The organism is Sagittula sp. MA-2 (genome assembly GCF_030126985.1).
GTDB lineage: Bacteria > Pseudomonadota > Alphaproteobacteria > Rhodobacterales > Rhodobacteraceae > Sagittula.
In genome coordinates this window covers 1719280-1745820 of the sequence record NZ_CP126145.1, presented here as the reverse complement: position 1 = coordinate 1745820, position 26541 = coordinate 1719280, and the positions used below count along the sequence as shown (strand labels likewise).

General features: G+C 68.0%; 27 protein-coding genes. 7 read left to right on the top strand and 20 right to left on the bottom strand.

The features are described from left to right. Positions 1-35 precede the first annotated feature (35 nt). Both QNI11_RS08710 and QNI11_RS08705 read right to left on the bottom strand, forming a co-directional pair. On the bottom strand, positions 36-1637 hold the full coding sequence (locus QNI11_RS08710; protein WP_283983118.1) for an ABC transporter substrate-binding protein: 1602 nt from the start codon (positions 1635-1637) through the stop codon (positions 36-38). Between the two features lie 230 nt (positions 1638-1867). Further along, on the bottom strand, positions 1868-2506 hold the full coding sequence (locus tag QNI11_RS08705) for an aspartate/glutamate racemase family protein (RefSeq protein WP_283983117.1): 639 nt from the start codon (positions 2504-2506) through the stop codon (positions 1868-1870). Positions 2507-2639: 133 nt separating this feature from the next. Here QNI11_RS08705 and map point away from each other — a divergent pair, with 133 nt between their 5' ends. Continuing rightward, entirely contained in the window at positions 2640-3386 is a 747-nt protein-coding gene (gene map / locus QNI11_RS08700; protein ID WP_283983116.1) for a type I methionyl aminopeptidase, read from the top strand. Positions 3387-3536: 150 nt separating this feature from the next. Here map and QNI11_RS08695 read toward each other — a convergent pair whose 3' ends face one another. The 4 genes from QNI11_RS08695 to QNI11_RS08680 form a co-directional block, all read right to left on the bottom strand. Then, positions 3537-4121, bottom strand: coding sequence for an HNH endonuclease (locus QNI11_RS08695; protein ID WP_100926909.1), 585 nt, complete (start codon positions 4119-4121; stop codon positions 3537-3539). A 352-nt stretch (positions 4122-4473) separates the two neighbouring features. Next, complete coding sequence (locus QNI11_RS08690) at positions 4474-5139, bottom strand: alpha/beta hydrolase (protein ID WP_100926910.1); 666 nt, start codon at positions 5137-5139, stop codon at positions 4474-4476. A 23-nt stretch (positions 5140-5162) separates the two neighbouring features. Further along, entirely contained in the window at positions 5163-5561 is a 399-nt protein-coding gene (locus QNI11_RS08685; protein WP_100926911.1) for a hypothetical protein, read from the bottom strand. Then, positions 5558-6196 carry a DNA-3-methyladenine glycosylase gene (locus QNI11_RS08680; RefSeq protein WP_100926912.1) on the bottom strand — a complete coding sequence of 213 codons (639 nt, stop codon included), beginning with the start codon at positions 6194-6196 and terminating at the stop codon, positions 5558-5560. Before QNI11_RS08680 ends, QNI11_RS08685 begins: the two co-directional genes overlap by 4 nt. 184 nt (positions 6197-6380) lie before the next feature. Between QNI11_RS08680 and QNI11_RS08675 the strand changes: the two genes are divergently transcribed. Next, positions 6381-7610 (top strand): MFS transporter, encoded by a 1230-nt coding sequence (locus tag QNI11_RS08675; protein ID WP_283983115.1) that lies wholly within the window; start codon positions 6381-6383, stop codon positions 7608-7610. Position 7611: 1 nt separating this feature from the next. Further along, the gene (locus tag QNI11_RS08670) at positions 7612-8283 is read left to right on the top strand and encodes a hypothetical protein (protein WP_283983114.1); all 672 of its coding nucleotides are present in this window, start codon (positions 7612-7614) and stop codon (positions 8281-8283) included. A 73-nt stretch (positions 8284-8356) separates the two neighbouring features. Here the strand turns inward: QNI11_RS08670 and QNI11_RS08665 are convergent, their stop codons facing one another. From QNI11_RS08665 to QNI11_RS08640, 6 genes are all read right to left on the bottom strand, one after another. After that, entirely contained in the window at positions 8357-9136 is a 780-nt protein-coding gene (locus QNI11_RS08665) for a squalene/phytoene synthase family protein (RefSeq protein WP_283983491.1), read from the bottom strand. After that, positions 9133-9843 carry a trans-aconitate 2-methyltransferase gene (locus QNI11_RS08660; protein ID WP_283983113.1) on the bottom strand — a complete coding sequence of 237 codons (711 nt, stop codon included), beginning with the start codon at positions 9841-9843 and terminating at the stop codon, positions 9133-9135. The genes QNI11_RS08665 and QNI11_RS08660 overlap by 4 nt, the downstream gene beginning before the upstream one ends. Beyond that, entirely contained in the window at positions 9843-11459 is a 1617-nt protein-coding gene (gene cimA, locus QNI11_RS08655) for a citramalate synthase (protein ID WP_100926917.1), read from the bottom strand. Before cimA ends, QNI11_RS08660 begins: the two co-directional genes overlap by 1 nt. Before the next feature lie 109 nt (positions 11460-11568). After that, complete coding sequence (gene cysS, locus QNI11_RS08650) at positions 11569-13119, bottom strand: cysteine--tRNA ligase (protein ID WP_283983112.1); 1551 nt, start codon at positions 13117-13119, stop codon at positions 11569-11571. A 183-nt stretch (positions 13120-13302) separates the two neighbouring features. Further along, positions 13303-13935, bottom strand: coding sequence for a BPSL0067 family protein (locus QNI11_RS08645; protein ID WP_283983111.1), 633 nt, complete (start codon positions 13933-13935; stop codon positions 13303-13305). A 126-nt stretch (positions 13936-14061) separates the two neighbouring features. Beyond that, positions 14062-14439: a VOC family protein gene (locus QNI11_RS08640; protein ID WP_283983110.1), complete on the bottom strand. Its 378-nt coding sequence runs from the start codon at positions 14437-14439 to the stop codon at positions 14062-14064. Between the two features lie 93 nt (positions 14440-14532). Here QNI11_RS08640 and soxR point away from each other — a divergent pair, with 93 nt between their 5' ends. From soxR to QNI11_RS08625, 3 genes are read left to right on the top strand one after another with little or no spacing between them, the layout of a single operon-like run. Further along, the gene (gene soxR / locus QNI11_RS08635; protein ID WP_283983109.1) at positions 14533-14985 is read left to right on the top strand and encodes a redox-sensitive transcriptional activator SoxR; all 453 of its coding nucleotides are present in this window, start codon (positions 14533-14535) and stop codon (positions 14983-14985) included. 24 nt (positions 14986-15009) lie between these two features. Next, entirely contained in the window at positions 15010-15354 is a 345-nt protein-coding gene (locus tag QNI11_RS08630) for an MmcQ/YjbR family DNA-binding protein (protein WP_283983108.1), read from the top strand. 59 nt (positions 15355-15413) lie between these two features. Further along, positions 15414-15755: a cupin domain-containing protein gene (locus tag QNI11_RS08625; protein ID WP_283983107.1), complete on the top strand. Its 342-nt coding sequence runs from the start codon at positions 15414-15416 to the stop codon at positions 15753-15755. Positions 15756-15839: 84 nt separating this feature from the next. On the opposite strand, the gene mltG is transcribed toward QNI11_RS08625, so the two are convergent. Both mltG and fabF read right to left on the bottom strand, forming a co-directional pair. Continuing rightward, positions 15840-16997 (bottom strand): endolytic transglycosylase MltG, encoded by a 1158-nt coding sequence (mltG, locus tag QNI11_RS08620; protein WP_283983106.1) that lies wholly within the window; start codon positions 16995-16997, stop codon positions 15840-15842. Positions 16998-17108: 111 nt separating this feature from the next. Further along, the gene (fabF, locus tag QNI11_RS08615; RefSeq protein WP_283983105.1) at positions 17109-18371 is read right to left on the bottom strand and encodes a beta-ketoacyl-ACP synthase II; all 1263 of its coding nucleotides are present in this window, start codon (positions 18369-18371) and stop codon (positions 17109-17111) included. Between the two features lie 259 nt (positions 18372-18630). Here fabF and QNI11_RS08610 point away from each other — a divergent pair, with 259 nt between their 5' ends. Further along, on the top strand, positions 18631-18867 hold the full coding sequence (locus tag QNI11_RS08610) for a hypothetical protein (protein ID WP_283983104.1): 237 nt from the start codon (positions 18631-18633) through the stop codon (positions 18865-18867). A 248-nt stretch (positions 18868-19115) separates the two neighbouring features. On the opposite strand, the gene QNI11_RS08605 is transcribed toward QNI11_RS08610, so the two are convergent. The 6 genes from QNI11_RS08605 to QNI11_RS08580 all read right to left on the bottom strand — a co-directional run bounded on the left by QNI11_RS08605 (position 19116) and on the right by QNI11_RS08580 (position 26453). Next, positions 19116-19916 (bottom strand): glycosyl transferase, encoded by an 801-nt coding sequence (locus tag QNI11_RS08605; protein WP_283983103.1) that lies wholly within the window; start codon positions 19914-19916, stop codon positions 19116-19118. 62 nt (positions 19917-19978) lie between these two features. Beyond that, positions 19979-20677: an SDR family oxidoreductase gene (locus QNI11_RS08600; protein ID WP_283983102.1), complete on the bottom strand. Its 699-nt coding sequence runs from the start codon at positions 20675-20677 to the stop codon at positions 19979-19981. Beyond that, positions 20677-21846 carry a M20 aminoacylase family protein gene (locus tag QNI11_RS08595; RefSeq protein ID WP_283983101.1) on the bottom strand — a complete coding sequence of 390 codons (1170 nt, stop codon included), beginning with the start codon at positions 21844-21846 and terminating at the stop codon, positions 20677-20679. The genes QNI11_RS08600 and QNI11_RS08595 overlap by 1 nt, the downstream gene beginning before the upstream one ends. Before the next feature lie 145 nt (positions 21847-21991). Beyond that, positions 21992-23335: an FAD-binding oxidoreductase gene (locus tag QNI11_RS08590; protein ID WP_283983100.1), complete on the bottom strand. Its 1344-nt coding sequence runs from the start codon at positions 23333-23335 to the stop codon at positions 21992-21994. After that, the gene (argE, locus tag QNI11_RS08585; protein ID WP_283983099.1) at positions 23332-24492 is read right to left on the bottom strand and encodes an acetylornithine deacetylase; all 1161 of its coding nucleotides are present in this window, start codon (positions 24490-24492) and stop codon (positions 23332-23334) included. Before argE ends, QNI11_RS08590 begins: the two co-directional genes overlap by 4 nt. 98 nt (positions 24493-24590) lie before the next feature. Then, entirely contained in the window at positions 24591-26453 is a 1863-nt protein-coding gene (locus QNI11_RS08580; protein WP_254698256.1) for an ABC transporter ATP-binding protein, read from the bottom strand. Between the last annotated feature and the right edge of the window lie 88 nt (positions 26454-26541).

Genomic DNA, 26541 nt, shown 5'->3' with positions numbered 1-26541 from the left:
CCCGCCACCCCGCAAAGGGCGGCGGGGCGGGTCTTTTACTCTTCAATCGTGATGGAGGAGAAGTTCTGGTACCAGTTCTGCGCCTGCACGAAGCCTTTCACGGAGGGCTTCATCGCGCGGGGTGCCACGTCATGCGTGACGAACAGGAACAGCGCGTCGTTCACGAACTTCTCGTGGGTCTTCTGCAGCACCGCGTTCTGCTCTTCGGGATCGAAGGTGGTCTTGATGCCTTCGAACAGCGCCTGCATCTCGTCGTCGCAGTAATGGCCCCAGTTGGTGCCGTTCGGCGCGATCAGGTTGCAGTCGAGGTGACGGATCAGACCGGTGAACGGGTCCTGGATGAAGTAGGTGAAGTTGATCGACTGCGACCCGTCGACCGACGCATCCGCCGCGCCCGCGCGCCACAGATTGATCATCTGGTTCCACTCGACGACCATGAATTCCACGTCGATCCAGATCTCGGCAAGGCTCTGCTGGACGTATTCGTTCATCGGCAGCGGCAGCATCTGGCCCGAACCCGACGGCGAGATCAGCGCCTTGACCGCAAGGCGGTTGTCGGGGCCGTAGCCGGATTCCTGCATCAGCGCCTTGGCGGCCTCGAGGTCGTAGGTCACGTCGAACTCGGGGTTGCCGAACCACTGCGAGGACGGCGGCAGAAAACCCTTCGCCGGGACCATCAGGCCACCCAGCAGCGGCATCATGCCTTCGCGGTCGATGGCGAGGTTGGCCGCCTTGCGGACGTTGATGTCGTTCCAGGGCGAACCTTCCAGCCGCGACAGGTGCCACGTCCAGTTGTGCGGATAGGCGTTCGACGAGATGACGAAGCCGTTGCCTTCCATCGCCGGAATGGTGTCGGGCGCGGGCGCCTCGATCCAGTCCACCTGCCCCGACATCAGCGCCGCGGCGCGGGCGTTCGGTTCGGGCAGCGGCAGCAGCACCATCTTGTCCAGCTTGGGGATGCGGTCCTCATCCCAGTACTCGGTGTTGGGGACCATTTCGGCGCGCTCACGCGGCACGAAGGTCTCCAGCTTCCACGGGCCGGTGCCCGACGGCGACATGGCGACCTTTTCCCAGTCCTTGTCCATCGCCTCCCAGTTCGCCTTCGACGACATCAGGATCCACGCAAGCTGATAGGGCAGCGTCGCGTCGGGTTCCTTGGTAGTGATGGTCAGCGTCAGGTCGTCCACCGCCTCATAGGAGGCGACCGCCGGAATGCGCGACTTGCCCTGCGCGGACTGGCGCGGGTCATACTGTTCCGACTGGTCGTTCAGGAGCTTCTCGAAGTTCCAGACCGCCACTTCCGCGGTGAAGGGCGAACCGTCGTGGAAGGTCACACCTTCGCGCAGCTTGAACGTCCAGGTCAGCTGGTCGTCGCCCACCGACCATTCGGTCGCAAGGCCGGGGATCAGGACGGAGGGCTTGTCGGCGCTCGTCAGGTCCCATTCGATCAGCGAGTCGTAGACCGTGTAGCCCATGAACCGCATGCCTTCGCCGCCCTGGTCGGTCTGGCCTGTGGTGAGCGGGATGTCTGCCGCCGTCATGCCCACGCGCAGGGTGCCCTGCGCGTGGACCATGCCGCCGCACAACAGCGTGACGGCCGTGGCAAGGGCCGCAACGCCCTTTCCGAAAGTCTTCATAGATACCTCTCCGTGTTCTGGTCCGGGCACAGCGGCCCGGCATGTCTCCCGACGCCGTCGTTGCGGCGCCCACGGCACAAATTCTGGCCAAGTGCACAATCTGCTTGCCAGCCACGAAACGTGTCAGCCGGAGATGGCGCACGGACCTCCGGGGCCGCCGCTCAGAAAACAGGCTGAGAGGGGTCGACTGCCGCAAAAAGGTGCAAACGGCACACCCTTTTGATGTCAAATCAGCGGCACGGCCCGTCCAGACGCGCCCGCAGCGCCCGCGCCGCCGCCCGGATCGGCGCGATCAGGGGAATCGGCGAGCGATCCGCCAGCCGCTCTGCCGCCTCTCCCAGCGGTCCGCCGCCAATGATCGCCACCGCCGCGCCCTGCCCCGCGGCCCGCCCGATCCCCTCAAGCAGCGCGCGGTCGAGCATGTCAGCGTCCTCCATCAGGCGCAGCGGATCGCCCTCCGTCAGGAAACACCCCAGGTAGCGGCCCGCCCCGGCATGGGCACGCATCAGCCTGTCCACCGACCGTTCGAGGCCCGGCGTCGTCGTCACCACGGCAAAGCTGCGCCCGCCCGCGCCCGCCTCTGCCGCGGCACACGCGCCGATACCCACCACCGGACAGTCGAGCCGCGCGGCCAGTGCCGCCATCCCCGGATCGCCGAAGGCAGAGACGATCACCCCCGCCGCATCGCCGAGGTCGGCCGAGGCCACCTCCTCCGCTGCGGCGGCCAGCGCCTCTTCGGTGACGATCATCCCCGGCCCCCTCGGCGCGGTCCAGCCTTCGACCCCGGGCAGGATCTGCCGGGCGATGGCGACCATGGCCTGCGTGGTCGCGGCGTTCGAATTGGGGTTCATCAGGATCAGTCGGGACACTGGTGCGCCACCTTGCTTGGACAGGTCCCGCCAAACCTGCCGCCGCGACGCGGCGCGCACAAGCGCCGTGACCCCGGGACAAACCCCATCGCCTGCGCTATCTGTCCTGACAGATACCCAACGGAGCGCGGCCATGACCATCGACAGACAGGAAGACCTCGACGGGCTGAAAGAGATCGGCCGCATCGTCGCCATCACCCTGGGCGCCATGGCTCAGGCGATGGAGCCGGGCATGACCACCCGCGAACTCGACGCCATCGGGCGCGCGTATCTCGACCGGCACGGCGCGGTCTCTGCCCCCGAACAGGTCTACGACTTCCCCGGAGCCACCTGCATCAGCGTGAACGAGGACATCGCCCACGGCATCCCGGGCGACCGGGTGATCGCTGCGGGCGACCTCGTGAACATCGACGTTTCCGCCTCGAAGAACGGCTACTTCGCCGACACCGGCGCGACCCACCGCGTGCCGCCGGTGAAGCCCTCGCTCGACCGGCTCTGCCGGGACGGCAGGCGGGCGATGCAGATCGGCATCGCGCAGGTCCGCGCGGGCCGCAGGCTGGACGGGATCGGGCAGGCCATCGGGCGCTTCGCCTCCGACCGCGGCTACACGCTGGTGCGCAACCTCGCCAGCCACGGCGTCGGTCGGTCGCTGCACGAATATCCCGGGGAGATCGCCACATGGCCCAACAAGGACAAACGCCGCATCCACAACGGCCTTGTCCTGACGGTGGAGCCGTTCCTGTCCACCGGCGCGCTCTGGGCCGCCGACGGCGGCGACGGCTGGACCCTGCGCGCCGACCCCCAGGCGCCGGTCGTCCAGTACGAACACACCGTGGTCGCAACCGGCGGCAAGGCCATCGTCGTCACCCTGCCCGGCTGATCCGCCCCTTCAGAGGGGCGCTGCTCCGATCAGGGCACCAATGCCAGGACCAGTGCATCGGCGCCCGCAGACCTCAGGCTGAGAACTCGCGCAATGTGGAAGCGCACACTATCCGCCCCGACAACTGCACGGCCCCCGGGACACGCCCGCTCAGGCCTCCAGTTCCGCGTCCCAGTAGAGGAAGTCGATCCAGCTGTCGTGCAGGTGGTTCGGCGGAAAGCGCCGCCCCATGTTCAGAAGCTCGCCCGCCGTGGGCTGCCGTGGCACCTTGCGCAGGCTCAGGCCCGACTGGCGCAGGCTCCGCGATCCCTTGCGCAGGTTGCAGGGCGCGCAGGCCGCCACGACGTTTTCCCAGCTCGTGATGCCGCCGCGCGCCCGCGGGATCACGTGATCGAAGGTCAGCTCCGCCTTGGTCCCGCAGTACTGGCAGCGGAATTCGTCCCTCAGAAAAAGATTGAAGCGCGTGAAGGCCACGCGCTTCTGGGGTTTCACGAAATCCTTCAGGACGACCACGCTGGGTATCCTGATGCTCATACTCGGGCTTCGGACGACCTCGTCGTATTCCGCCACGATGTCGACCCGGTCGAGAAACTTGGCCTTCACCGCTTCCTGCCACGTCCAGAGGCTCAGCGGGTAGTAAGACAACGGCCTGTAATCCGCGTTCAGCACAAGCGCCGGATGGTGCCTCAGGGCGCCCGGCTCCCGTACGAATGTGGTTCTGAAATCTCCGTCCATTGCGGGACTCGTCCTCCGCTCCGTCTGCTCGCTTTCAAGCACCGGAGCGGGACGACCCGCCCCAGCTACATGCCACTATATCTCGCGGCAACCTTCTGGCAAGCCTTACAAGATGCTGTGGTCCAGCAGAGGAGTAGCCCCCGAATGTAATGCCTGTGTGACAGGCAGGTAGGGCGCGGGGCGAACGTATCCAGCCGGCGGCGGCGTGGCGGGCAGGTCAGCGTCCGCCGCATCTGCGACGATCGTTGACCGGACGCGGGCGTGCACCCATGGGGCGGCGATGCGCCCGGCGCTCCGACAGGTCGGAACGGGAAACGGGCCGCCCTGTCCGCAGATCGGCCCGAAGTCAGCCTCAGAAACCGCACTTGTCGCGGATGAAGGCCAGCGCGACCGATAGCCCGTCGGGCGCGATGCCGTGGGCGGTGCCCTTCATGATGTGGGCATAGACTTCCTGGAAGCCCGCGCCCTGAAGCGCCTCCGCCGCGGCGGGGAGCGAATCCACCGGCACCACGTCGTCCATGTCGCCATGCACCAGCAGGATCGGCGGCTTGGACTGCACCTCGTCCGCCAGAAGCTCCGGCTGCAGCAGACGGCCCGAGAAGCCGACGATCCCCGCCACCGCATCCTCGCGGCGCGGACCCACGTGGAGGCTCATCATCGTGCCCTGGCTGAAGCCGAAGAGGCAGACCTGCTCCGGCATGAGGTCCTCGTCCACCATCAGCGCGTCGAGAAAGGCGTTCAGGTCGTCGACCGCCCGCATCATCCCGGCGGCCGCTTCCTCTTCGGAGGAGCCGTCGATCCACGGGATCGGGAACCACTGGAAGCCGAAGGGCGCGCCCGCGCAGGCCTCCGGTGCGTCGGGGGCGACGAACAGCGTGTCGGGCAGGTGTTCGCCCATCGGATCGGCCAGCCCCAGCAGGTCCGCCCCGTTCGCCCCGTAACCGTGCAGGAAGACCACGCAGGACCGTGTCTCCCCGGATACCGGCGCGCGGCGCCCTGCCTTCAGAACCCGTGTCATCGCTATACTCCCTGATCCCTCTGTCATTCCGGCGCGCAGGTCATCCTGGCACCGCCCTCGAACCCGTCGGCCCATCGTTCGGCATAGGCATATTCACCGCCGTCGAGCGCGACCAGCACGAAGTCGTAGAAATCGGTCACCTCGCCCGCCGCATCGCGGATCTCGTGGCGGCAGCCCGGGTCGAGGTAATCCGTGCATCGCCCCGTGTCGTCGGTCACCGCACCGTCGGCGAGATTGGTCGACGTGATGCGGTAACCCTCGGCGCCAAGCGTCAGCCGCAGGTCATACGTCTCGGTCGAGCCGTCCGCGTTGGCGAAGTCCATCCGCCCGGTGCAGACCGTGGGCACGTCGAAGGCCGCCGCGCAGGCCCCGGCCCAGATGATCGCGGCAACCGCCCCGAGACCCGTCCAGATACCGCTCACGCAATGCCCTCTCGCTGTTTGCACACATGGTAGTAGGCCCAGAGCGCGCGCGCCGCAACCGATCTCCAGGGTGACCAGGCCTCGGCCATCTGGCGCAGCGCGCGTTCCTTCGGCCGTTCGCCAAGGTCGAACAGCAGTCGCGCGCCCTCCTGCAGGGCAAGGTCTCCGGGCGCAAAGACATCCGCGCGGCCAAGGCTGAACATCGCGTAGATCTCTGCCGTCCAGACACCGATCCCCTTCACCGAGACGAGGGTCTTCACCACCTCGTCGGTGGGCATCCCGCGCAGGCCGTCGAAGTCGATGCCGGCAGAGGCCAGCGCCTGCGCATATGCCACCTTCTGCCGCGACAGCCCCAGCGCCTTCAACTCATCGTCCGTGGCCCCGGCCACCGCCGCGGCGGAGGTCATGCCCGCCCCCTCCAGCCGCGCCCAGATCGCGCGCGCCGAGGCGACGCTGACCTGCTGGCTGACGATGGCGCTCAGAAGCTGCGCGAACCCGTCAGGCCGGCGCCGCAAGGGCAGCGGCCCGGTGGCCTCCAGCGCGGCGGCAAAGCGCGGCTCGCGCAGAGCCAGCCAGTCCGCCCCTTCCGCCACGCAGGCGTCGCCCACGATGATCCGCCCGACACTCTCGCTCATGGCACTCTCCTTTCGACGGCACCCTGCCGTCCGCAGCGCCAAGGCGCAATGCCCGCGCCGTCCGCTGTGCGGCGACCCGCTTCCTGCGCATTCCGGACCGGGCCGCGCGGCGCCCCGAAGAGGTCGTTCACGAGGACACATTCACCCCTTGCGATACCTCGCGGCTGGGCCTACGACTTCGCCCATGACCACCCAGACCACGACCCAGCCCTCCGATACCCGCGCCCGGCGCAACGTCACCGTCCTCGTGCTCGCGCAGGCGCTTCTCGGGTCGCAGATGCCGATGATCTTCACCATCGGCGGGTTGGCCGGTCAAAGCCTCGCGCCCAACCCCTGCTACGCCACGCTGCCGATCTCGCTGATCGTTCTGGGGTCCATGCTGGCCGCCACGCCGGTCTCGGCGATCATGCAGAAATACGGGCGCCGCGCGGGCTTCTTCCTCGGCGCGGGCGCTGGTGCGGTGGGCGGTGCGATCGGCGCTTACGGGCTCCTGACCGCCTCCTTCACGATCTTCCTGCTGGGCAGCCTCGTGACCGGCATCTACATGTCTGCGCAGGGCTTCTACCGCTTCGCCGCCGCCGACACCGCCTCCGACGACTTCCGCCCCAAGGCGATCTCCTACGTCATGGCAGGCGGCCTCGCCTCCGCCGTCATCGGGCCGCAACTGGTGAAGTTCACCGCCGACAGCTACGTGATCCCCTTCCTTGGCACCTACGCCGGGGTGATCGCGATCAACCTGATCGGCGCCTGCCTGTTCTTCTTCCTCGACATCCCCAAACCCCCGGTCCCGGCCGAGGATGCACCGAAGGGCCGCACCCGGTGGGAGCTTCTGACCACCCCCCGCATCGGCGTGGCGGTGATCTGCGCCGCGGTCTCCTACGCGCTGATGAACCTCGTGATGACATCGACCCCGCTGGCGGTCGTCGGCTGCGGATACGAGACCGGCGATGCCGCCAATGTCGTCACCGCGCACGTGCTCGCGATGTTCGCGCCCAGCTTCTTCACCGGCCACCTGATCGCGCGCTTCGGCGTCGAGCGGATCATGGCGACGGGCCTCGTCATCCTCGCAGGCGCGGGCGCCGTGGGCCTCTCGGGCGTGAACCTCGAACAGTTCTTCGTGGCGCTGGTCCTCCTCGGCATCGGCTGGAACTTCGGCTTCATCGGCGCGACCACCATGCTTTCCGGTGCCCATGAGGCACACGAACGCGGCCGCATGCAGGGCCTGAACGACCTGATCGTCTTCGGCGCCGTCACCTTCGCCTCGCTGTCGTCGGGCGGGCTGATGAACTGCTCGGGCGGCTCGCCGGTGCAGGGCTGGATGTCGGTGAACCTCGCCATGGCACCCTTCCTCGTGCTGGCCGGCGGCGCGCTGATCTGGCTCTGGCTGCGCCCCAAGGACGTGGTCGAGGCCTGAGATGTGGCCCTTCCGTTCCCGCCCCAAGCAGATCATCGACAACGACCTCTGGGCCTGGATCCAGGAGCATTACGACTGGGTCATGACCAACCGTCCCGACTGGTGGGACAAGGCCCGGCTGATCACCCCGTCGCGCCACCACTTCCGCGCCACAAGGGGCACCGACCAGTTCATGGCCGAGGCCGTGTTGGCCGACATCTGCACCCTCACCGGCCAGCCGAACATCTTCCTGCTGGCCCCCCTGGCAGAGCTGCCCGACGAACTGGCCCATGAATACGGCAAGATGTCCGAGGTCGCCGGCACCTACCTGCATGACGACGCGCAGCCGGTGATCCAGTACAGCCCGCGCGGGCTCCGCCGCCCGGTGAGCTTCATCAACACGATGGCGCACGAGGTCATGCATGCCCGCCTCGCGCCCTACGCCGACGCCCTGCCCGGCGGCTACAAGATGCACGAACTGGCCACCGACCTGCACTGCATCATCGCGGGCTTCGGCGCGATCCAGATGACGGCTGCCGAGGAAAGCGGCTGGGCCGGGTACATGACCCAGCCCGCCCGCGCCGTGGCCCTGGCCGAGTTCCTGCACCACAAGGGCCTCGCCCCGGACAGCGCCAATCCCTGGCTGCCGCTGCGGTCGCAGACATGGCTGAAGAAGGCGCAACGCGACCTCTGAACGCCCCAGCTTCCTCTCTAGGAGATTGTCGCCCGTGCAGTTCCGGCCAAACCGATGCCGCCCGCCCGGCCGTTCAGACCCTGCCGAACAGCCCCGCCTTCAGGCGCGCCAGCCGAACCGTGGCCTCGGAGGGCATCACCGCCCCGGCCTTCACCCGCGTCGGATCGGCCACGACCCGCTTCAGCACCGCTTCGGCCAGCACACCGGGCATCAGCGCCGCCCGCGCCGCACGCGGCATCGCGGACTGCGCCGCCCGCGCCTCGCCCACCAGCTCCAGACCGCGCGCCGCCAGCGCCCCCACCGCCTCCGGGCGCCCGTCGGCCAGCGGCAGCTTGCCGCGCGCCTCCAGCTCCGGCACCGCCCGCAGGTAGGCCGCCAGCCCGGAGGCCATCCCCAGCGCCCACGCCGCGCGCCCGTCGCGGTCGCCGAGGCACCTCGCCGCCACGGCCATCAGCCCGCCACCCGTCGCCTCAAGGTAGGCCCACAACTCGTCCGCCTCGCCGAACGGCGCCTTCTCGATATCCGCCCGACGCGCCTCCACCAGCGCGTCCAGCACCGCGGCGCCCTCGGCGTCCAGCACTTCCGCCAGCGGCGTGACCACCTCGTGCCGCCGCACCGCGCCGCCGCTGCCGATCTCGTCCAGTGCGTCGCGCCACCACTGCAGGCGCATCTCGGCGATCATCGGCTCCGCCGTCACCCAGGGCGCGCGCGCCACCTCGACGTTGAAGGCATACAAGGGGAACAGCGCCCGCCGCGCCTCGACCGGCGCCGCCATGGCCCCCGCGAAACGCTCCGGATCGCCGCGTTCGACGATTTCCGCGCATGCGTGAAGGTCCGACCCGGGCGCGATCATGACAACCGCGCCACGCACAGGAGGTATCCGGTCTCGTCCCTGACCTGCCGCCAGGCCACGGCCTCCGCCGCGCAAAGGTCCAGCATCGCCGCCAGCCGCGCATCGGCGTCCGGGCGCAACGCCGCGATCCGCGCTTCCATGGGCCGGTAATAGGCCTCCCAGCCCGCGTCCGGCACCTTCCGCGTGCCAAGGACGTCGAAACCGGCCGCCGTGACCGCCGCGGCGATCCCCTCCGCCGACTGCGCCGGGTACCCCTCCCAGAAGGCCCGCGCCTCTGCGCCCGGCGCGTCCGTGAAGAAACAGGGCTCCGAGAACGCCAGCACGCCGCCGGGCTTCAACGCCCGTGCCATGGCCGCCAGCCCGTCCCGAAGCCCGAGGAAATAGAGCGCACCCGCGCACCAGATCATGTCGTACGCCCCCGGCAACGCGCCAAGATCGCCCTCCACGACCGACACCCGCGCCTCGCCCGCGAACCGCGCCGCTGCCTCCGCGACGAAACCCGCCGATTTGTCCACCGACACGACCCGCGCCCCCGGCACGGCGTCCAGCAAGGCGGCGATGTCGCCGCCCGGGCCGCAGCCCGCGTCGCAGATCACCGCGCCCTCCGGCAGCCCCGCCAGACCGCAGGCCCAGGCCACGTCCTCCGCCGTCCCCGGTCCTTCGCGCGGCAGGCCGCGATGCACGGTAAAGAACGCCTCCCAATCCATCAGGCCGCACCCGCCCGCACCAGCTTCCAGCGCACCGCGTCCAGCAGCGCCTCGAAGGAGGCATCGACGATGTTCGCCGACACGCCCACCGTCGCCCACCGCCGGCCCGAGGAATCCTCGCTGTCGATGATGACCCGCGTCACCGCCTCCGTGCCGCCCTGCGTGATCCGCACCTTGAAGTCCACCAGCCGCATGTCGTCGATGAACTCCTGGTAGGACCCGAGGTCCTTCGCCAGCGCCTTCGACAGGGCGTTCACCGGGCCGCGGTCGTTGCCTTCCTCGTCCATGGATTCAGAGACCGACAGCTTCTTCTCGCCGTCGACCTTCACCACCACCACCGCCTCCGACAGGGACACCATGCGGTTGTACTTGTTTTTTCGCCGCTCAACCGTCACGCGGTAGCGCTTCACCTCGAAGAACTCCGGCAGGAGCCCCAGCTCTTCCCGCGCCAGCAACTCGAAGGACGCCTGCGCGGTGTCGTAGGAATAGCCCTCCGCCTCCCGCGTCTTCACCAGTTCGAGGATGCGCGCCAGCGCCGGATCGCCCGGCGCGACCTCCAGCCCGGCCTCCGCCAGCCTGCGCCGCAGGTTCGACTGCCCCGCCTGGTTCGACATCGGCACCACGCGCCGGTTGCCCACAAGGCCCGGGTCGATGTGCTCGTAGGTGGTGGGATCCTTCAGGATCGCGCTCGCATGCAGCCCCGCCTTGTGCGCAAAGGCCGAGGCGCCGACATAGGCCACCTGCTTCAGAGGCACCCGGTTCAGCACGTCGTCGAGCATCCGGCTCACCCGCGTCAGCCCCTCAAGGGCCTCCCGGCTCACCCCGGTCTCGTAACGGCTGGCATAGGGCTCCTTCAGCAGAAGCGTCGGGATCAGCGCCGTCAGGTTGGCGTTGCCGCAGCGTTCACCCAGCCCGTTCAGCGTGCCCTGGATCTGCCGCGCGCCCGCCTCCACCGCCGCAAGCGACCCGGCCACCGCCGTCTCGGTGTCGTTGTGCGTGTGGATGCCCACCTGCGCCCCCGGCACGCCCGCCGCGATCACCTCGCCGACGATCCGGCCGATCTCGGCGGGCAGCGTGCCGCCGTTGGTGTCGCACAGCACGATCCAGCGCGCGCCCGCGTCCAGCGCCGCCTTCAGGCAGGACAGCGCATACGCCGGGTTCGCCTTGTAGCCGTCAAAGAAATGCTCCGCGTCGAACAGCGCCTCCCGCCCCGAGGCCACCAGATGCGCGACCGAGGCGCCGATGTTCTCGAGGTTCTCCTCAAGCGTGATCCCCAGCGCCGTGGTGACGTGGAAATCATGCGTCTTGCCCACGAGGCAGACCGCCGCCGTGCCCGCGTTCATCACCGCCGCCAGCACATCGTCGTTCTCGGCCGAACGCCCGGCCCGCTTGGTCATGCCGAAGGCCGTCAGCGTCGCCCGCGTCCGGCCCACCTCCTCGAAGAAGGCCGAATCCGTCGGGTTCGCCCCCGGCCAGCCGCCCTCGATATGATCGACGCCAAGCGCATCCAGCGCGGCGGCGATCTTCAGTTTTTCGGCGGTGGAGAACTGCACCCCCTGCGTCTGCTGCCCGTCGCGCAGCGTCGTGTCGTAAAGATAAAGCCGCTCGCGTGCCATCACCGTGCCCCCCGTTCCCGACAGGGCCATCCCTGTGCTTCTTTGCTTTCCAAATACCTCCGGGGTCTGGGGCAGAGCCCCAGTCCGCGCTCTCCGGTCGCGCCACGCATCAGACCTGCTCCAGCTTTGCCGGATCGAAATCCGGACCCGGCACCAGCTCGACGCCCGCCTTGGACATCCGGACTTCGAGACCAGCCGCAACCAATGCGGACTTCATCTCGTCCAGTTCTCTAAAACACTCTTTCTTGTCCGCACCGGGAACCTGCGCCTTTGCCACAGCCTCGGCCCGGAGGTTGAAAAGTTTCGTTGAGAAATCGGACAAGTCGTAAGGTGAACTCTCTTCGAACCATTCTCCGAGATCATCTTTCAAGAGACCCAGAATGTCGGCTGATGACTTGAGCTTTGACGCCAGTTCAGCGCTAGACTCTGCTGCTTCCGGGAAATTTCTATCCCCCGCGGCCCTTTGCTTCTCAGATTGCAACGCGGCTTTCAGACGGTCTGCTATGCTGCCAACGATGTCTAGCGCGGGCTTGGTGTTCAAGTCCTGCCGAAGGTTAAACAAAACACCGTCATCGACGTATTGCGCGGCAACCCTGCCTGTACCTGCTTCCTTGAGAAGTGATCGCCAATGCGAAAGCTTTCTCTTTGCTTCCCGCGCCTTCTCCTCGGTAAAATCCATGGGCTTGCGGTAGTGGGTGCTCAGCATCACGTAACGGATGACTTCGCCGGGAATGCCCTCCATGCCGCCATGTCCCTCCAGCAGATCCCGCACGGTAAAGAAGTTGCCCAGCGACTTGGACATCTTCTTTCCCTCGACCTGCAGCATCTCGTTGTGCATCCAGACCTTCGCGAAGTCGCCCTCGGGATGCGCGCAGCACGACTGGGCGATCTCGTTCTCGTGGTGCGGGAACATCAGGTCGTTGCCTCCGCCGTGGATGTCGAAACTCGGCCCGAACAGCTCGTAGGACATCGCGGAGCATTCGATGTGCCAGCCCGGGCGCCCGCGGCCCCAGGGGCTGTCCCAGCCCGGCAGCTCGTCCGAAGACGGCTTCCACAGGACGAAGTCCATCGGGTCTTCCTTGTAGGGCGCGACCTCGACCCGGGCGCCCGCCATCATGTCGTCCACCGACCGGCCCGACAGCTTGCCGTAGGCCGCGTAGGACCGCACGCGGAACAGCACGTGGCCTTCCGCGGCATAGGCATGGCCGCTTTCGATCAGCCCCTCGATCATCGCCACCATGGGCGCGATGTATTCCGTCGCGCGCGGCATCCGGTCGGGCTCCAGAGCGCCCAGTTCGCCCATGTCCTTCAGATACCAGGAGATCGTCTCTTCGGTGCGTTCGCGGATCAGCTCTTCCAGCGTGCCGTCCGCCCCCGCCTCCTTGCGCGCCAGCGCCGTCGCGTTGATCTTGTCGTCCACGTCGGTGAAGTTGCGCACGTAGGTCACGTGCTCCGCGCCGTAGACATGGCGCAGCAGCCGGTAGAGCACGTCGAACACCAGAACGGGCCGCGCGTTGCCCAGATGCGCCCGGTCGTAGACCGTCGGGCCGCAGACATACATCCGCACGTTTTCCGGGTCGATCGGGACAAGCGCCTCCTTCGACCGGGTGCGGGTGTTCGTCAGCCTGATCTCCAGCGGGGCGGGATTCGGGTCGGCCATGGTGCGTGGTCCTCGGCGATTGCTCGCGGCGGGATTAGCAACTTCAACTCTGAGAGGGAATAGAAGACCGGCCCGCCGACGATGTCAGCGGATAATGCAAGCGATGATGATGGCGTTGCGGTTGGTCATGCGCACCATCTATCAGCCTGCGTCCCGTCTGCCAAGCGTTTCCCGCCGCCCCCTTCACACCATGCGGATCACCGAGAACGCATCGCCGTTGTTGCTGGGGTCTTTCCACATCATCCCGTCCAGCCCCTGGAAGGTCACATGGCGCCGCTGGATCGCGTCCAGCCCGGACCATTGCTCCACGACATAGATGCCCGTCGCATCCTGGCCGTCATAAAAGGCACCATGGTTGCCATGCGCCTTGTTCGGATACTTGCCGTATTCGAAGGTGGCGATGGCCGTGCCCCGCTCGATGAGCGCATCGTTCCCGCGCACCCGCAGCCCCTGTCGCCAGCCGGACGTCAGGCCGACGTGGGTGTAATACTGAAGCAGCGTCACGCACTGATGGGTCGAGACGAGCGGTTGCCCGACAAGGTCGCGCACCTTGTTTTTCACGTAAGGTCCCTTCAGGGACAGCGCGTCCGCGAGGTAGTTCATGATCTTGTTGCGCGACGTGACCGACAGCGACTTCGACCAGGACACCAGGTGACACAGTGTGGCGTACTCGGCATCCGTCACCTGCGCGTCCAGTTTCGTGACACCGATGATCCCGTCGGCTTCGTGATTGCTGATCCTGCGGTCGTTCTGGATCGCCAGAAGGATCACGCGCTTCAGTGCGCCGTCCTGTGCAGGAGGGGGAGGAGGTGGCATGGCAATGACCTCTTGCTGAAAAATGAATGCATGTAATGCCTCGATGATCCACCAAAGGTTGTAGCCTGTCAATCTCGGACCTCGGCCGGCATGCCGCCTTCCTCCGCCCCCGCTGCGCCCCGGCCCTCAGGCGTAGGAGACCATCTCGTACTCCACCCCGTCCGGCCCGTCGAAGTAGAACCGGCGCCCGGGTTCGTAGTCGGCATGGCTGTGCGGGGTGAAGCCCATCTCGCGCACCTTCGCCTCCGTCGCGTCGAGGTCGTCCACCACCAGCCCGATGTGGTTCATCGACCCGGCGCGGGTGTAGGTGTCGTCATGCGGCGCGTCGATGCGCTTCGGGCTGTAGAGCGCAAGGTAGGTCGCGTCGTCGCCCACGTGGATCGAGGTCCCGCCGTGGATCGCCGGCCCCTGCCAGCGCACCCGCCAGCCCAGAAGATCCTCCAGCAGCGCCGCCGTCGCCTCTGCATCGCTGACCGTCACGTTCACATGCTCAAGCCGTGCCATTCGGTATTCCTTTCATTCGGTTTCAACGGCTTGCATCCTAGTCGTTCAAGTCCACTTGAACTCAAGAACAAAATAACGCACGATTTCCGCACGATGAAGAGAGACGGCCTGACAATCCGAGAAATCGCCGAGCGCACCGGCCTCGCCCCCTCCGCCATTCGCCACTACGAATCGGAGGGGCTGGTCTTTCCCGCGCGCACCGCCTCCGGCCAGCGCCGGTTCCAGCGCGCCGACATCCGGCGGCTGAGCTTCGTGATGATCGCGCAGCAGCTGGGCTTCTCCCTGACCGATATCCGCGCCGACCTCGACCGCCTGCCCCGGGACCGTGCGCCCACCCGCGCCGACTGGACCCGCATCTCGCGCCGCTTTTCCCGTGTGCTGGACGCACGCATCGCCCGCATGACCGCGCTCAGGAACAACCTCGACGGCTGCATCGGCTGCGGCTGCCTGTCCCTGCAACGCTGCGCGCTCTACAACCCCGAGGACCGCGCCGCCCGCCGCGGCCCCGGCCCGCGCCACGTCATCGACGCCGCGCTGGACGACTGACACGGCGCCTGCCATGCTCCGGCCATGAACCGCGAAACCGTCAATGCCATATGTGCCGCCCTGCCCGCCGCCGAAGTCTCCGATCCCTGGGGCGGCGGCCACGATGCGTGGAAGGTCGGCGACAAGATGTTCGCCAGCATCGGCGCCATGGGGCTGGGCGTCTCGGTCAAGACACCTTCCACGGAGGACGCGCAACTGCTGATCGAGATGGGCCGCGCACAGAAGGCCCCCTATTTCCACCGTTCCTGGGTGCTGATCGACTGGAACGCGGTGCCGGAGGACGAACTCCGCGACCGGATCCGGACCTCCTACGATTTGATCTTCTCGAAACTGCCGAAGAAGACCCGCGCCACGATCTCATCGGCCTGACACAAACGTCGCAGCCCGCCACCGCCCCACAGCCCCCCAGCCACCAACAGGCCGCCCAAATGACCCAGACCTTTCTGCGCATCACCACGGACATCGAGGCCGAGCACGACGCCCCGCCCGCCGAGAAAGTGATCTCCGGCACACCGGAATTCACCACATGGAACGTGGAGGACCGCGACGGCCTTTATTGCGGCACGTGGCGCGCGACGCCCGGCAAGTGGCAGGTCAGCTACGACGAATGGGAATACTGCCGCATCCTCGAAGGCCATTCGATCCTCACCGAGAACGGCGGCGACAGCTTCGAGGTGCGGGCGGGCGACAGCTTCATCCTGCGCCCGGGCTTCCGGGGAACATGGGAAGTGGTGGAGACGACGACCAAGGAATACGTCATCCGCCTCTGACGCGCGCGGCGGGCCCCCGCCGGGACGTCACGCCGCCGGGCGGGCGCGCTTCACGTCAGCAACAGTCCCGGCCCGCCAACAGCCTCAGTTGTCCCGCTGCACCTCCAGCGCGCGATAGGCCGCCACGTTGCGGTTGTGCTCGTCCAGCGTCTCGGCAAACACGTGGCCATCCGCCGGGTCCAGCGTCTTCGCGACGAAGTAGACGTAGTCGGACGACGACGGGTTCAGCGCCGCCTCGATCGAGGCGCGGCCCGGGTTGGCGATGGGGGTCGGCGGCAGACCGTCGATCACGTAGGTGTTCCACGGCGTGCTTTCCCGCAGTTCCGACTGCCGCAGCCCGCGCCCGAGGATGCCCTTGCCCTCGGTCACGCCGTAGATGACGGTCGGGTCGGTCTGCAGGCGGATGCCCTTCTCCAGACGGTTCACGAAGACCGAGGCCACCAGCCCACGTTCCTCCGCGTTGCCGGTCTCCTTCTCGATGATCGAGGCGAGGATCAGCGCCTCCTCCGGGCTGTTCAGCGGCAGGCCTTCCTCGCGGTTCGACCACTCCTCCGCCAGGATCAGCTCCTGCGCCTGGCGCATCCGTTCGATCACGCTCGCGCGGGTGTCGCCGACGCCGATCTCGTAGCTGTCGGGGGCAAGGCTGCCCTCTTCCGGCACCTCGACCTCGCCTTCCAGCACGTCGATCTCGCCCAGCTCCTGCACCACCTGCCAGCTCGTCACGCCCTCGGCCAGCGCCACGCGATACCGCGTGTCGTTCGCCTGCCGCACCTGGGTGTATTCCTCCGGCACCTCTTCCTCGGCCGGGTCGAAGCTCGCCTGCGTTTCGTAGCGGCCGGTGTTCGGGTCGATGGCCCGCACCTGCACCGTCGCCCGGTTGATGCCGATGCGATAGACCACTTCCGTCCCGCAGGTCGAAGCACCGCCGCGGGTGATGATCTCGGTGATCTCGGACATGGAGGCGCGCTCGGGCACCAGGTAGCTCCCGGCCTTCAGCTCCTGCGTCTTGTCACCGTATTCGGCACCAAGGCGGAACATCATCGCGCTCTTCACCGCGCCCTGATCGGCCAGATTGTCCGAAACACGGGACATGTTGGTGCCGCGCGGCACCTCTAGGCAGATCGGCGCGTTCAGCGGCCCCTCTGCCGAATACTCCGCCTGCGCCCAAAGCAGCAGGCCCCCAAAGAGAAATGTCGCGACAACCAGAAGGGTCAGCGCGTTCGAGGCGATACTGCGCCACATGATATTGCCCCTATCTTGCCCTTTGTTCCGCCCCTCGTCCGGGGGCTTGTGCTCACCTCGTTCAGGCGCGCCCGACCCGTCGCGCGCGCCCTGATCTTCAGCCCGGCAGGCTCAGTCCAGCTTGCCGAAGATCACACTGGCATTGGTGCCGCCGAAACCAAAGCTGTTCGACAGCGCATAGGCGATCCGCCGCTCGCGCTTGGCGTTGGGCGCCAGGTCCACGGGCGTCTCGACCGCCGGATTGTCGAGGTTGATGGTCGGCGGCGCCACCTGGTCGCGGATCGCGAGGATCGAGAAGATCGCCTCGATCGCGCCCGCCGCGCCCAGCAGGTGGCCGGTCATCGACTTGGTCGAGGACATCGTCACCTTGGACGCATGGTCGCCAAGCAGACGCTCCACCGCGCCCAGCTCGATGGTGTCCGCCATGGTCGAGGTGCCATGCGCGTTGATGTAGTCGAGATCCGCAGGCGTCAGGCCCGCGTCCTTCAGCGCCGCGCGCATCGACCGCTCGCCGCCCTCGCCGGTCTCGGAGGGGGCGGTGATGTGATAGGCGTCGCCGGTCAGGCCGTAGCCGCAGACCTCGGCGTAGATCTTCGCGCCGCGCGCCTTGGCGTGCTCGTATTCCTCCAGCACGACGACACCCGCGCCCTCGCCCATCACGAACCCGTCGCGGTCGGCGTCATAGGGGCGGCTCGCGGCCTTCGGATCGTCGGCGCGCTTGGTCGACAGCGCCTTGCAGGCGTTGAAGCCCGCGATGCCGATCTCGCAGATCGCGCCCTCGGCGCCGCCCGCCAGCATCACGTCCGCATCGCCGTACTTGATCAGCCGGGCCGCGTCGCCGATGGCATGGGCGCCGGTGGAACAGGCGGTCACCACGGCGTGGTTCGGCCCCTTGAAGCCATAGCGGATCGACACGTTGCCCGAAATCAGGTTGATCAGCGCGCCGGGAATGAAGAACGGCGACACGCGCCGCGGCCCCTTGTCCCGGATCAGAAGCGCGGTGTCGGCGATGGAGGACAGGCCCCCGATGCCGGACCCGATCATCACGCCGGTCCGCTCGCGGCTCTCCTCGTCCTCGGGCATCCAGCCCGAGTCACGCACCGCCTGGTCGGCGGCGGCGATGCCGAACTTGATGAACTCGTCGACCTTGCGCTGTTCCTTCTTGTCCATGTAGGCGTCGCAGTTGAACGTCCCGTCGGACCCGTCCCCCAGCGGAACCTCGCAGGCATAGGTGGTGCCCAGGTGGCTCGCGTCGAAACGCGTGATCGGACCGGCGCCCGACTGCCCTTCCAGAAGGCGGCTCCAGCTCGCTTCCACCCCATCGGCCAGAGGGGTGACCAGTCCAAGCCCGGTGACGACGACACGACGTGCCATGGCGGCTCTCTCCATTCTCTTTCTCCGACCCGCTCTTAGCGCGCCTTGGCCCCCATCGGCAAGGCCGCGCGCTCATGGCGCATTGGGGCCACGCGGCATGACCCGGGGCGCGGATCGCGCCGCCGCATCGGCATCTTCCCGCCGACGGGATCGCCGGACCCGCTGCGCCGAAACCGGAAACCCGCGGCCTTCGTGTCTTCTCCATGCGCCGCGCCGGAGGAGGGCCGGCGCGGCACCAACAGAGAGAGGAAATCCATCCATGCGTTATTTCATTGTCCTGATCGCCGTCCTCGGCATGTCCGCCCCCGCCGTCGCCGGCCACGTGGGCACACCGCCGGGACAGGCCGCCAAGGCAGGCGCCGACCGCAACGCCGACGGCCGCACCAACGGCAAGGACTACGCCGCAGGCCAGTCCGCCGCCGAAGAGACCGCCGAGGACCTCAACGACGACGGCCGGATCAACGGCGCCGATTATTCCTACGGCCAGAACAAATAAGCGCCCGGACACCGCGGGACCACGGGGCCGCCCCATCCGGTTCCCGAAGGCCCATCCCCCCGGACCCGCACCGAAGAAGGCCCGCCCGCACCGGCGGGCCTTCCCCGTCCGGCACGACCGGCAACACCCCGGCCACGGCCAGCCATGCCGACCGCCGTGCCCCTTCATCTTGGCCGAAATACCTCGGGGAGCGCGAGGGGCCGGCCCCTCGCATCCGCCGCCTCAACCGGCGCGAACGCCCGGCACACTCACGCCCAGTCGCCGCCCAGGTCGTCCCGCGATCGGTCGATCCAGTGCTCCTGCAGCCAGGCGCAGGGTTTGGAATAGCGGATAAACGACCCCGACCACCCGGTCAGTGCGTCGGTCATCTTCGGACGGCCGTGGAAACAGACCACCCGCGCATCCTCCGGCAGCGTCGGCGGACGCAGGTAGTTCATCGGGAACGGGTTGCAGTCATACTTGAAGGACACCACCCAAGGATCCGGAATATATGTGAAAACACCGCGATCCAGCGCCTTGGTCGAGGTATAGCGCTGCTCCGATCCGCGGGCCTTCTCGACCTCCGCGTAGGGGTCGGCGGCGATGTCCTCGTAGAGGAACCCGTGCACCGCCGGATCGAACCGGAAGACCGAGCCGTGCCCCGTGACGCGGCCCTTGCGCTTCTCGATCCAGTCGATCCGCATGGCCACCGTTTCCGGCGCGAGGTCATAGATCCCGTCCAGCCCGCCGGTCACCACCACGTCGAGGTCGAAGCCCAGCACGGGCCCCTCAAGGTCGGGCACAAGCCCCGGCCGGAACAGCGAGACCTTGCGCATCGCCCCCTGACGGTTCGCCACCTTCAGCGCCTCCGCCATGGGTTCCGCGAAGGGCTCCACCGGCAGGGGCAGCACCTCGATGTCCGGATGCAGCCCCTCGGCGTGCTCCGTCATGCAGAAGAAGCGCACGGGCCGCGTCATGTTCCGGCGCACGCCGGAATAGAGCCGGTTGACGTATTCGGGGCCGAAAAGCGTGCCCCACTTGATGCACATGATGTTGGCGGTCTGGGTCATGGCCGTGTCCTAGCCGCCGACCGCGCCGCGCGCCAGATGAAATCCGCCCGGGCGCCGCCCGATCATTCGGCGTAGATCATCTTGCGCGTCATGCCGCCGTCGACGGTGACGACCTGCCCGGTGACGAACCCCGCCCCCGCCAGCCAGACGACCGTCCCGGCGATGTCGTCCACGCGGCCTGCCCGCCCGGCGGGATGCTGGGCGTGATCCACCGCGCGCAGGTCGTCCCAGCCTTCGGTCACGATCCAGCCCGGCGCGATGGCGTTGACCTGCACCTCCGGCCCGAGCGAAACCGCCAGCGCCTGCGTCAGCCCCTCGACCCCGCCCTTGGAGGCGCAGTAGGCCTCCGTGTCCGGCTCCGCCATGCGTGCCCGTGTCGACGAGAGGTTGACCACCGACCCGCGCGCCTGCCGCAGGAACGGCACCGCCGCGCGCACCATCAGGAAGGTGCCGGTCAGGTTGACGCCAATCCAGCGGTTCCAGTCCTCAAGCGACAGGTCCTCCACCGGGCCGCTTTCCGGCCCGGCGACGCCCGCGTTGTTGACCAGGAGGTCCAGCCCGTCGGCCAGCATGTCCGCAAGGCTGTCGAAGGCCGCGGCGACAGACGTCTCGTCCGACACGTCGCAAACCACCGCCCGGCCCGCCACATCGCCCTCGAACGACAGGTCGAGCGCGGCCACCTCCCAGCCATCGGCCACCAGCCGCCCGGCGATGCCGCGCCCGATCCCGCGCGCGGCCCCCGTCACGATGGCCGTGGGCATCAGTTCGTCACCGGCATCCGCCGCTCGACGATTTCCGCCCACCACGAACAGCCCGCCGGAATGGCCTCGTCGTTGAAGTTGTAGCCGGGGTTGTGCACGTCAGCGGAATCGCCGTTGCCCACGAGGATATAGGCGCCGGGGCGTTCCTCCAGCATGTAGGCGAAGTCCTCGCCGCCCATGGTGATCGGCGCGTTGCGCTCGCAGCCGCCCGAGATCGCCTCGGCCACATCCGCCGCGAATTCCGTCTGCTCATCGGAGTTCACCATCGACGGGTAGCCCGCGATCCAGCGCACCTCTGCCGTGCCGCCGAAGGCCTCGGCGGTCAGCGGGGCCAGCGCCTTGATCCGCTCTTCACCCAGCGCGCGGTTCTCCTTCGACATGGTGCGCATCGTGCCTTTCAGCGTCACCCGCGCAGGAATGACGTTGAACGCCTTCGACGAGCTTTCGATCGAGGTGACCGACACCACGATCGGATCGTCCGGATCGGCGTTGCGGCTGGAAATGCTCTGCATCGCCTGCACAAGCTGCGCCGCGATCACCACCGGGTCCACCGTCTGGTGCGGCTTGGCGGCGTGGCCGCCCTTGCCGTGGATGGTGATCTCGTACTGGTCGGTCGCGGCAAAGAACGCCCCCGACCGGATCGAGAAGCTGCCCACCGGCTGCCCGGGCCAGTTGTGCATGCCATAGACCTCCTGGATGCCGAAGCGCTCCATCATGCCGTCCTGGCACATCTCCTTGCCGCCGCCGCCGCCTTCTTCGGCGGGCTGGAAGATCACCACCACCGTACCGTCAAAGTTGCGCGTCTCGGCCAGGTACTGCGCCGCCCCCAGCAGCATCGCGGTATGTCCGTCGTGGCCGCAGGCATGCATCGCGCCCGGCGTCTTGGAGGCGTATTCCACCCCGGTCTGCTCCTCGATGGGCAGCGCGTCCATGTCGGCGCGCAGGCCGATCACCTTGCCCGACCCGGTGCCGCGCCCCTTGATGACGCCCACCACGCCGGTGCGCCCGATGCCGGTCACCACCTCGTCGCAGCCGAAGGCCTGCAGCTTCTCGGCCACAAGCGCACTGGTGCGGTGGGTCTCGAACAGGATCTCGGGGTGCTGATGAAGGTCGCGTCGCCACGCGGTAATGTCGCCATGAAGCTCTGCGAAACGGTTCTTGACGGGCATGGAAGTCTCCTTGTGTGCGAGCGGCCCCGCAGGCACCGGGGCCAGTCAGTCATGTCGGCGGCGAGCCTAGTGAGATACATGCCGAACGCAAGCGCTCGGGCGACAATCCTGACCGTATGGTCGGAAATCGCTCAAGGGAGAGGCGTCAGATGTTCGGCCCCGGCACCAGCTTGGACCCGTCCGTAAAGCGTGACAGCCGGAAACGGTCGAGCGCGGTCCCCGGATCGCGCCCCATGGCGAGGTCGGCGGCGATCCGGCCAAAGGCGGGACCCGCGCCGAAGCCGTGCCCGCACATCCCCGTGCAGACCGTCAGGCCGGGCAGCGCCGCCACCCGGTCCACCACCGGCACCACGTCGGGCATGACGTCGATCATCCCGCCCCAGGCGGTCTTCAGGTGCACTTCCCCGAGCGCCGGGTAGATCTCCGCGAAGCGGCGCAGCAGCTCCAGCACCCGCTTCCGGTTCGGGCCGGAGTCGAGGATGCGCACCCGTTCGAAGGGGCTGACCTCGTCGCCGTTCCAGAACCGCGCCACGCCGGGCGCATCGGGCCAGCCGCGCGGCTGCGGCCCGCGCAGGTGCACGTCGAACGACCCCTGCAGGGCCAGCTTCAGGTAGACCGGCAGATGGCGCAGCATGTCGGCGCCGGTGTAAAGCTCGGCAAATCCCGAGGGCGCAAGGGTATATCCCCCGTCCGCCCGCCGCCGGAAGGCGATCTCCCCGTCGACCGAGGCGGGCACATTCAGGTCCGGCAAAGGCCGCGTCGCCAGCGCGGTCGAGCGCACCGAAAGCTGCGGCACACGGACCCCGTGGCGCGCCAGCAGAAGCGACGACCACGCGCCGCCCGCCAGCACCACGCTTTCGGCGCGGACGGTGCCCTCTTCGGTCACCACGCCCGTCACCTGCCCCGCGCTGATGTCGAGCCTGCGCACCGCCACCCGCTCGCGGATCATCGCGCCGTCCGCTTCCGCCAGTTTCGCCAGCCGGGGCACGGCGACCCAAGGCTCGCCCTTCATGTCCGACGGCGTCAGCAGCATGCCGCACCATCCCGCGTGCGGATAACCCATGGTGCGCGCCGTCTCGGCCCGGCCCACCAGCCGCGAGGTGACGCCCTGCCCCTTCGCCTCCGTCAGCCAGCCTTCGAAGGCGGCCATCTCGGCTTCCGACCCGGCCAGGTAGGACACGCCGACCGTCTCTACCCCCAGCGCACCGCGGCATTCCGCGTCGAACTCCTGCCAGAGGCGCTGTGCCTCCTGTGCCACCGGGATCTCCGCCATGTCGCGGCCCTGCACCCGGATCCAGCCCCAGTTGCGCGAGGATTGCTCGGCGGCGATGCGGCCCTTCTCCAGCAGCAGCACCCGCTTGCCCGCGCGCGCCGCGAACAGCGCCGTCGACACACCGATCACGCCGCCGCCGATCACCGCGACGTCGACCGCCTCCGGCAGCGGACCGCGAAAGTCCCGCTCGCCCTCGTCCCTGAACGGAAAGATCACGCCAGCGCCTCCAGCAACCTCCGCATGAAGGCCTCGCCCTCCTGCAACTGGCTGATTGCAATCGACTCGTTGGGCTGGTGCGCGACCGAGATGGAGCCCGGCCCGCAGACCACAGCCCTGTATCCGGCGGTCTGGAAGTGACTCGCCTCCGTGGCGTAGCTCACGTAGTTCTCCGAATTGTCGCCGGTCAGGCGCCGCACCAGCGCCTCGGCGGTGTTGTCCTCTTCCGGCGCGAAGGGCGGCAGGGAGAACATCTCGCGCGCCTCGATCCACGCCTCCGGGCGCACCGCCTTCATCTCGGCGGTCAGCTCCTCGACCTTGGCGGCGAACAGCGCGCGGTAGGTCTCCAGCTCCTCGCCCGGCACAACGCGGAAGCCCACCCCGAACTCGCAGTCCTTGGCGGTGATGTTGTGCGCCGTCCCGCCCGAGATCTGGCCGACGTGCACGTTGGTGTAGGGCGGATCGAACAGCGCGGCCAAGCCCAGGGGCTCCGACGCCTCCGCCGCCGCGTTCACGCCGTTGCACCAGTCGATCAGCTTCGCGCCCCACATGATCGCCGAGACGCCGGTGTGCAGCATCGAGGAGTGCACCTCGAATCCGTGCACATGCACCCACCAGCTCACGCCGCCCTTGTGGCCGGAGACCGCCTTCATCATCGTGGGTTCGCCCACGATCACGTCCGTCGCACGCGGCAGCACCTGCATCGCCTCGACCAGCGCCGGGGCGCCGGTGCAGCCGACCTCCTCGTCGTAGCTGAGGGCGATCTGCAAGGGCCGGGTGACGCCCGCATGTTTCGCCTCGACCATCGCCCAGATCGCCAGCGCGTCGAAGCCCTTCATGTCGCAGGACCCGCGTCCGTAAAGCCGGCCGTCCTTCTCGGTCAGCACCCAGGGGTCGGTGTCCCAGGCCTGCCCGTCCACCGGCACCACGTCCGTGTGGCCCGACAGCACGACACCGCCCTCGACCTCCGGCCCGACGTGGGCATACAGCGCCTTCCACCCCGGCGCGCCCTCCTTGTCGTGAAGGCCCACCTCGATCCCGTGGGACCGCAGGTACTCTGCCACCCAGTCGATCAGCGGGCCGTTCGGCTCCCGGCTGACGCTGGGAAACGCCACGAGCCGCTCCAGCAGCGCACGCGGCGCAAGTCGTTCCGTCATCATGCCTCCAGACAGGCCGGGGCGCGGCGCACCGCCCCCTGCTTCTTCGCTTTCAGATTTGCCTTGCGCGATCCTTCACGGAAAAACCGCCCCTGCCCTCAATAGCCGCTGTCCGAGGTCAGCACGAGGTGCCCCGGGCTGACTTCCTCGTAGACCGAGGGCCCCGGCTCATAACCCACCGGGTGGATCGGCGACGGGATCGGCTTGAAGTTCAGGTCCTTCTCCGCCTTCCGGCGGCGCGGATCGGCGATCGGCACCGCCTTCATCAGGGCCTTGGTATAGGGGTGCTGAGGGTCCTCGAACACCGCGCGGCGCGGTCCCAGTTCCACGATCCGGCCAAGGTACATGACCCCCACCGTGTGAGAGACCCGCTCCACCACCGCCATGTCGTGGCTGATGAAGACATAGCCCAGCCCCAGCTCCGCCTGCAGTTCCATCATCAGGTTCACCACCTGCGCCTGCACCGACACGTCAAGCGCCGAGACCGCCTCGTCCGCCACGATCAGCTTCGGGTTCAGCGCCAGCGCCCGCGCGATGGCGATCCGCTGCCGCTGGCCGCCGGACAGCTCGTGCGGATAGCGCCGCATGAAGGACCGGGGCAGTTCCACCCGGTCAAAGAGGTTGGCCACCTTGTCCTGGATCTCCGACCCGGACCCGATGCCGTAGTTCACCAGGGGCTCCGCCACCTGGTCGGCCAGCTGCAACTGCGGGTTCAGCGAGGCAAAGGGGTCCTGGAAGATCATCTGCATCTCGCGCCGCGCGTCGCGCAGGCCCGATTGCGACAGCGCCATGATGTCGGTGCCGTCGAGCTCGATCTTGCCCGACAAAGGCTCTACCAGCCGCAGGAGCGACCGCCCCGCCGTGGACTTGCCGCAGCCCGACTCGCCCACGAGGCTCAGCGTCTGACCCTTGTTGAGCGTAAACGACACATCCTCCGTCGCGTGGACATAGGCCACCGTCCGGCGGAAGAAGCCGCCCTTCACCGGGAATCGCGTCACGAGGTTCTGCACCTTCAGCAGCACCTCGTCCGAGCCCTTGATCGGGTCGAGGTTCTGGTCGGTCCTCCCCACCAGCCGCATCGGTTCCGGCAGGTCCTTGCCGGTCATCTCGCCCAGCTTCGGCACGGCGGCCAGCAGCGCCTTGGTATAGGGGTGCTGCGGGTTCTCGAAGATCTCCTCGACCCGGCCTTCCTCCACTTTGTTGCCGCGGAACATCACGACGACGCGGTCGGCCATCTGCGCCACCACCGCCATGTCGTGGGTGATGAACATCACCGCCGTCCCGGTCTCGCGCTTGAGGCGGTCCATCAGGGCGAGGATCTCGGCCTGGATCGTCACGTCGAGCGCGGTTGTCGGCTCGTCCGCGATCAGGAGACGCGGCTTGCAGGCCAGGGCCATGGCGATCACCACGCGCTGGCGCATGCCGCCCGACAGTTCGTGCGGATACTGCTTCAGCCGCCGCTCCGGTTCCGGGATGCGGACCTCGCGCAGCAGTTCCAGCGCCCGTGCCTCCGCCTGCTTCTTCGACATGCCGCGGTGGACGCGCAGCCCTTCGGTCAGCTGGCGGCCCACGGTGAACACCGGGTTCAGCGCGGTCATCGGCTCCTGGAAGATCATGCCGATCTCGTTGCCGCGGATGTGGCGCATCAGGCTCTGGTCGGCGGTGGCCAGGTCCATCACCCCGCCCTCGCGCCGGTCGAACAGCATCTTGCCGCCCGCGATGTCGCCGCCGCCGTATTCGATCAGCCGCATCAGCGACAGCGAGGACACCGACTTGCCCGATCCCGATTCGCCGACGACGCAGACCGTCTCGCCCGGGTTGATCTCGAACGAGATGTCCTCGACGCCCACCACCGGGCCGTCCTTTGTCTGGAATTCGACCCGGAGCTTCTCGATCCGGGCGATGGGCACCTGGGCCTCTGCGGCCCCGGTCGCGGCGGTATCCGTGGTGTCGTCCAGCATCTTCGAAACTCCCTTGTCGCGGCGAAGGCTAAAAGCCCGGCTCCGGGGCGTAAAGGTCCCATCGCGCATTCCCGGAGGTCAGAGCCCT

Excerpts from the sequence above, each read along its gene's own strand:
- QNI11_RS08610 (WP_283983104.1), top strand. The coding sequence starts at position 18,631 with ATGCGTTATTTCATTGTCCTGATCGCCGTCCTCGGCATGTCCGCCCCC.
- fabF (WP_283983105.1), bottom strand. The coding sequence starts at position 18,371 with ATGGCACGTCGTGTCGTCGTCACCGGGCTTGGACTGGTCACCCCTCTG.
- QNI11_RS08625 (WP_283983107.1), top strand. The coding sequence starts at position 15,414 with ATGACCCAGACCTTTCTGCGCATCACCACGGACATCGAGGCCGAGCAC.
- QNI11_RS08680 (WP_100926912.1), bottom strand. The coding sequence starts at position 6,196 with ATGAGCGAGAGTGTCGGGCGGATCATCGTGGGCGACGCCTGCGTGGCG.
- QNI11_RS08640 (WP_283983110.1), bottom strand. The coding sequence starts at position 14,439 with ATGGCACGGCTTGAGCATGTGAACGTGACGGTCAGCGATGCAGAGGCG.
- argE (WP_283983099.1), bottom strand. The coding sequence starts at position 24,492 with ATGACGGAACGACTTGCGCCGCGTGCGCTGCTGGAGCGGCTCGTGGCG.
- QNI11_RS08605 (WP_283983103.1), bottom strand. The coding sequence starts at position 19,916 with ATGACCCAGACCGCCAACATCATGTGCATCAAGTGGGGCACGCTTTTC.
- QNI11_RS08630 (WP_283983108.1), top strand. The coding sequence starts at position 15,010 with ATGAACCGCGAAACCGTCAATGCCATATGTGCCGCCCTGCCCGCCGCC.
- QNI11_RS08670 (WP_283983114.1), top strand. The coding sequence starts at position 7,612 with ATGTGGCCCTTCCGTTCCCGCCCCAAGCAGATCATCGACAACGACCTC.
- cysS (WP_283983112.1), bottom strand. The coding sequence starts at position 13,119 with ATGGCCGACCCGAATCCCGCCCCGCTGGAGATCAGGCTGACGAACACC.
- map (WP_283983116.1), top strand. The coding sequence starts at position 2,640 with ATGACCATCGACAGACAGGAAGACCTCGACGGGCTGAAAGAGATCGGC.
- QNI11_RS08595 (WP_283983101.1), bottom strand. The coding sequence starts at position 21,846 with ATGCCCGTCAAGAACCGTTTCGCAGAGCTTCATGGCGACATTACCGCG.
- QNI11_RS08710 (WP_283983118.1), bottom strand. The coding sequence starts at position 1,637 with ATGAAGACTTTCGGAAAGGGCGTTGCGGCCCTTGCCACGGCCGTCACG.
- QNI11_RS08675 (WP_283983115.1), top strand. The coding sequence starts at position 6,381 with ATGACCACCCAGACCACGACCCAGCCCTCCGATACCCGCGCCCGGCGC.
- QNI11_RS08690 (WP_100926910.1), bottom strand. The coding sequence starts at position 5,139 with ATGACACGGGTTCTGAAGGCAGGGCGCCGCGCGCCGGTATCCGGGGAG.
- QNI11_RS08695 (WP_100926909.1), bottom strand. The coding sequence starts at position 4,121 with ATGGACGGAGATTTCAGAACCACATTCGTACGGGAGCCGGGCGCCCTG.
- QNI11_RS08580 (WP_254698256.1), bottom strand. The coding sequence starts at position 26,453 with ATGCTGGACGACACCACGGATACCGCCGCGACCGGGGCCGCAGAGGCC.
- QNI11_RS08600 (WP_283983102.1), bottom strand. The coding sequence starts at position 20,677 with ATGCCCACGGCCATCGTGACGGGGGCCGCGCGCGGGATCGGGCGCGGC.
- cimA (WP_100926917.1), bottom strand. The coding sequence starts at position 11,459 with ATGGCACGCGAGCGGCTTTATCTTTACGACACGACGCTGCGCGACGGG.
- soxR (WP_283983109.1), top strand. The coding sequence starts at position 14,533 with ATGAAGAGAGACGGCCTGACAATCCGAGAAATCGCCGAGCGCACCGGC.
- QNI11_RS08665 (WP_283983491.1), bottom strand. The coding sequence starts at position 9,136 with ATGATCGCGCCCGGGTCGGACCTTCACGCATGCGCGGAAATCGTCGAA.
- QNI11_RS08660 (WP_283983113.1), bottom strand. The coding sequence starts at position 9,843 with ATGGATTGGGAGGCGTTCTTTACCGTGCATCGCGGCCTGCCGCGCGAA.
- mltG (WP_283983106.1), bottom strand. The coding sequence starts at position 16,997 with ATGTGGCGCAGTATCGCCTCGAACGCGCTGACCCTTCTGGTTGTCGCG.
- QNI11_RS08645 (WP_283983111.1), bottom strand. The coding sequence starts at position 13,935 with ATGCCACCTCCTCCCCCTCCTGCACAGGACGGCGCACTGAAGCGCGTG.